The following is a 4,283-nucleotide window of genomic DNA, read 5'->3' as shown; positions in this document are numbered from 1 at the left end:
AAGGAGAGCTTGTCGCCCGAAATCGTCGCATGGCCGGCGATCGGCGTGCGGCAGGAACCGTCGAGCGCCGCCAGGAAAGCGCGCTCGCAGGCCAGCGCCTGGCCCGTCGGCGCGTCATGGATCGCCGCCAGCATCCTCTCGACCTCGGCATCGCCGATGCGGCTTTCTATGCAGATCGCGCCTTGCCCTGGCGCCGGCGGAAATTTTTCGAGCGACATCAGGTCGGTGACGACATGCTCCAGCCCGAGCCGTTTCAACCCGGCATAGGCGAGGATTGTGCCGTTGGCGACGCCCTCGTCCAGCTTGCGCAGCCTGGTCTGCACATTGCCGCGGAACATCACCACCTCGAGATCCGGCCGCATGCGCCGGATCAGCGCCTGGCGCCGGAGCGAGGACGACCCGACCCTGGCGCCCCGGGGCAATTCGGCGATCGTTTTCGCCGCTCTGCCGATGAAGGCGTCGCGCGCGTCCTCGCGCGGCAGGAAGGCGCAGAGTTCGAGCCCCTCCGGCAAAACCGTCGGCATGTCCTTCGAGGAATGCACGGCGATGTCGATCCTGCCCGCGAGCATCGCCTCCTCGATCTCCTTGGTGAACAGGCCCTTGCCTCCGGCTTCCGACAGCGGCCGGTCTTGGATGCGGTCGCCGCTGGTCGAGATGACGGCGATCTCGAACGCCTCTTCCGGCAGGCCGTGCGCCGCCATCAGCCGCGTCCGCGTCTCATGCGCCTGGGCAAGCGCCAGCGGGCTGCCGCGTGTTCCGATTTTCAAGGTTGTTTGCATGGCGCGCGGTCCGTGATAACCCCCGGCAAGCTGAGGTCTGCCGAGATTCAGGTCAGGCCGGGTCGAAAATGGTGGGTTCCGAGAACCGGAGCGGAGCGTACTTGAAGTACGTGAGCACCGGAAGCGCAGGAACCCGCCATTTGCAGGCCGGCATCACCTGAATATCGACAGACCTCCGGCGACACAATCTTCGAGGACAGCGACCAATTGATCCGCGTTCTGGGCATTGAGACGAGTTGCGACGAGACCGCTGCCAGCGTGGTGGCGCTGGATGGCCGCGCCGCGCCCGAAATCCTGTCCAACATCGTGCTCAGCCAGATCGAGGAGCATTCCGTGTTCGGCGGCGTCGTGCCGGAAATCGCTGCGCGCGCCCATGTCGAGGCGCTCGACGGCATCGTCGAGGCGGCCCTTGCCGATTCGGGCGTGGCGCTGGGCGAGGTCGACGCGATCGCCGCGACCGCGGGTCCCGGCCTTGTCGGCGGGCTGATCGTCGGGCTGATGACGGCGAAGGCGATTGCCGCCGCCGCCGACAAGCCGTTGCTCGCCATCAACCATCTCGAAGGCCATGCGCTGACGGCGCGCCTGACCGACGGGCTTGACTTTCCCTACCTGCTGCTCCTGGTGTCCGGCGGCCACACCCAGATCGTCGCCGTGCGCGGCGTCGGCGACTACCAGCGCTGGGCGACGACCATCGACGACGCGCTCGGCGAAGCCTTCGACAAGACGGCCAAGATGCTCGGCCTGCCCTATCCCGGCGGTCCCAACGTCGAGAAGGCGGCGGCGTCGGGCGATGCGAGCCGTTTTGCCTTTCCTCGCCCGATGAAGGGCGCGGCACAGCCTGATTTCTCCTTCTCCGGCCTGAAGACTGCCGTGCGCCAGGCCGCGACCGCCATTGCCCCCTTGAGTGACCGGGATGTCGCCGACATCTGCGCCTCGTTCCAGGCGGCGGTGGCGGATGCGCTGAGCGACCGCGTTTCGCGCGCGCTCTCCCGCTTCCGCCAGGAATTCCCTGATAAGGCGAAGCCGGCGCTGGTCGTCGCCGGCGGGGTCGCCGCCAACCGCACCATCAAGGCGACGCTGGAAACGCTCTGCGCCGAAGCCGGCTTCGACTTCATAGCGCCGCCGCAAAAACTCTGCACCGACAATGCGGCGATGATCGCCTGGGCCGGTATCGAGCGCCTGCGCGCCGGGATGGCGCTGGAGAATGCCGCCGATTTCGTGCCGCGCTCGCGCTGGCCGCTGGACAGCGTCTCCGCCCCGATGGTCGGCTCCGGCCGACGCGGAGCCAAGGCATGACCGAGGTGGTCACCAGCGGCCACGAGGCGCCGAGCGGCTGGCGCGTCGCCGTGCTAGGCGGCGGTGCCTGGGGCACGGCTCTGGCGTTGGCCATGCTGCGCGCCGGTCATTTCGTCCGCCTCTATGCGCGCGATCCGGAAACCGTCGCCGCGATCGATCGCGGCGAGAACCCGCGCTATCTGCCGGGCATCGCTCTGCAGCCCGGCATCGTGGCGACAACCGATATCGAGGCTGCGCTCGACGGCGCCGACTGCGTGCTCGCGGTGACGCCAGCGCAGTCGTTGCGCGGCATGCTGACGGCCGCCAGCGACTATGTGCAATCGGGTGTCCCGCTGGTTCTCTGCGCCAAGGGCATCGAGCGCGACACCGGCGCGCTGCTGTCGGCGATCGTCGAGCAGGCTTTGCCTGGGAATCCGGTTGCCGCCCTGTCCGGCCCGAGCTTCGCCACCGATGTCGCCCGTGGCCTGCCGACGGCCGTGGTAGTCGCCGCCCGCGAGGCGGAGCTGGCAGCCGACCTTGCCGCCCGCTTCTCGGCCGAGAACCTGCGCTGCTATTCAAGCGACGACCTTGTCGGCGTCGAGATCGGCGGCGCGCTGAAGAACGTCTTCGCCATTGCCGCCGGCGCCGTCACCGGCGCGAGGCTCGGCGCCAGCGCGCAAGCCGCCATGGTGACGCGCGGCTTCGTCGAATTGCGCCGCATCGGCGCCGCCTTCGGCGCCCGGCCAGAGACGCTGATGGGGCTTTCCGGTCTCGGCGACCTCCTGCTCACCTGCTCGTCGGCGCAGTCGCGCAATTTCGCCTATGGGCTGGCGCTCGGGCAGGGCAAGCCGCTTGCCGGCCTGCCGCTCGCCGAAGGCGTGCCGACGGCGGCGATCGCCGCCCGCCTCGCCGCAGAGCGTGGCATCGACGCGCCGATCATCACCGCCGTCGCCGCGATTCTCGACGGCACCGTGACCATCGGCCAGGCCGTGACGGCGCTGATGACGCGGCCGCTCAAGACCGAAACCGACATCTGAACCATCGGAGTTTTAGACCATGCTGTTTGCGTTGATTTGCAAGGACAAGCCCGGCAGCCTGCAGTTGCGGGTCGACACGCGGCCGGCGCATGCGGCGTTCCTGGAAGGCCTGATCAGCGAAGGAAAACTTGCCTTTGCCGGGCCCTTCCTCGACGCTGACGGCAAGCCCGACGGCAGTCTGGTCATGATCGAGGCAGCAGATATGACGGCGGCGCAAGCCCTGGCGGCCAGCGATCCCTATGCCAAGGTCGGCCTGTTCGAAAGCGTCGAAATCCGCCCGTGGAACTGGGTCTTCCAGAAGCCCGCCGGTGCTTGATCGTTCGCTTGGCGCGCCCCTCTCCCCGCGAGAACGGGGAAAGGGTAAGGGTAGTGGGAGCGCGAACGCTTCATTGTAGCCAACCGACAATGGCAAGGGGACAACTGAGATGAACTACTGGCTGTTCAAATCCGAACCCTCGGTCTTCTCCTTCGAGGCGCTGAAGGCCAAGGGCAAGGCCGGCACGCAATGGGATGGCGTGCGCAACTATGCGGCGCGCAACAACATGAAGGCGATGAAGATCGGCGATCTCGGCTTCTTCTACCACTCCAATGAAGGGCTCAACATCGTCGGCATCGCCGAGGTCTGCGCGCTTGCCCATCCCGACACCACAACCGATGACCCGCGCTGGGAATGCGTCGACATCCGCGCCTTCAAGGATGTGCCGACCCCGGTCACGCTTGAGCAGGTCAAGGCCAATCCCAAGCTCGCCGACATGGCGCTCGTGCGGCTCGGGCGGCTTTCCGTGCAGCCGGTGACGCCGGCCGAATGGAAAGAGGTCTGCCGCATGGCCGATCTCTCGCCGGCGCCGTGACCAGGCTGACGCCGAAAAGCGCGAAGAAGTTCATTCTCGACAACACGGCGCTGATGGCGCCGCCGCATGTGCCGGAAGTGTTCCTGCATCTCGCCGACGAGGCGCATGACCTTTGGCTGCGCACGGAAGAGGAACTGGCTGCGATCGGCCTGCCGCCGCCGTTCTGGGCGTTCGCCTGGGCCGGCGGCCAGGGCCTTGCCCGCTACGTGCTCGACCATCCCGAAACCGTTCGCGGCAAGCGGGTGCTCGACTTCGCCTCCGGCTCCGGCCTGGTCGCCATCGCCGCCGCGAAGGCCGGCGCAGCGGCGGTTATCGCCGCCGACATCGACCCGTTCTGCGAG

Annotated in this window: 6 protein-coding genes; 5 read left to right on the top strand and 1 reads right to left on the bottom strand. The window is 67.8% G+C overall.

All coding sequences use genetic code 11. The annotated features are described in order from the left end of the window. A partial coding sequence (gene hemC / locus EN742_RS26155; RefSeq protein ID WP_128333450.1) for a hydroxymethylbilane synthase occupies nt 1-779 on the bottom strand: 779 nt, incomplete at its 3' end. Nucleotides 780-989: 210 nt separating this feature from the next. On the opposite strand from hemC, the gene tsaD reads away from it, so the two are divergent. From tsaD to EN742_RS26130, 5 genes are all read left to right on the top strand, one after another. Continuing rightward, the gene (tsaD, locus tag EN742_RS26150; RefSeq protein ID WP_189347337.1) at nt 990-2,075 is read left to right on the top strand and encodes a tRNA (adenosine(37)-N6)-threonylcarbamoyltransferase complex transferase subunit TsaD; all 1,086 of its coding nucleotides are present in this window, start codon (nt 990-992) and stop codon (nt 2,073-2,075) included. Further along, nucleotides 2,072-3,091 (top strand): NAD(P)H-dependent glycerol-3-phosphate dehydrogenase, encoded by a 1,020-nt coding sequence (locus EN742_RS26145; protein ID WP_127421390.1) that lies wholly within the window; start codon nt 2,072-2,074, stop codon nt 3,089-3,091. Before tsaD ends, EN742_RS26145 begins: the two co-directional genes overlap by 4 nt. Nucleotides 3,092-3,110: 19 nt before the next feature. Further along, complete coding sequence (locus EN742_RS26140; protein WP_126057513.1) at nt 3,111-3,407, top strand: YciI-like protein; 297 nt, start codon at nt 3,111-3,113, stop codon at nt 3,405-3,407. Nucleotides 3,408-3,516: 109 nt separating this feature from the next. Further along, nucleotides 3,517-3,942 (top strand): EVE domain-containing protein, encoded by a 426-nt coding sequence (locus tag EN742_RS26135; protein WP_127405972.1) that lies wholly within the window; start codon nt 3,517-3,519, stop codon nt 3,940-3,942. Further along, nucleotides 3,897-4,283: 50S ribosomal protein L11 methyltransferase (locus EN742_RS26130; RefSeq protein WP_189375599.1), on the top strand; the 387-nt coding region annotated here is incomplete at its 3' end. The genes EN742_RS26135 and EN742_RS26130, both read left to right, overlap by 46 nt.

Source organism: Mesorhizobium sp. M4A.F.Ca.ET.020.02.1.1, from assembly GCF_004022645.1.
In the GTDB taxonomy this organism is placed as follows: Bacteria; Pseudomonadota; Alphaproteobacteria; order Rhizobiales; family Rhizobiaceae; genus Mesorhizobium.
The sequence above is the reverse complement of the archived record's forward strand: the minus strand, read 5'-3'. Positions and strand labels throughout refer to the sequence as shown.

Coding starts and splice junctions, on each gene's coding strand:
- EN742_RS26145 (WP_127421390.1), top strand. CDS start 2,072: ATGACCGAGGTGGTCACCAGCGGCCACGAGGCGCCGAGCGGCTGGCGC.
- EN742_RS26140 (WP_126057513.1), top strand. CDS start 3,111: ATGCTGTTTGCGTTGATTTGCAAGGACAAGCCCGGCAGCCTGCAGTTG.
- EN742_RS26135 (WP_127405972.1), top strand. CDS start 3,517: ATGAACTACTGGCTGTTCAAATCCGAACCCTCGGTCTTCTCCTTCGAG.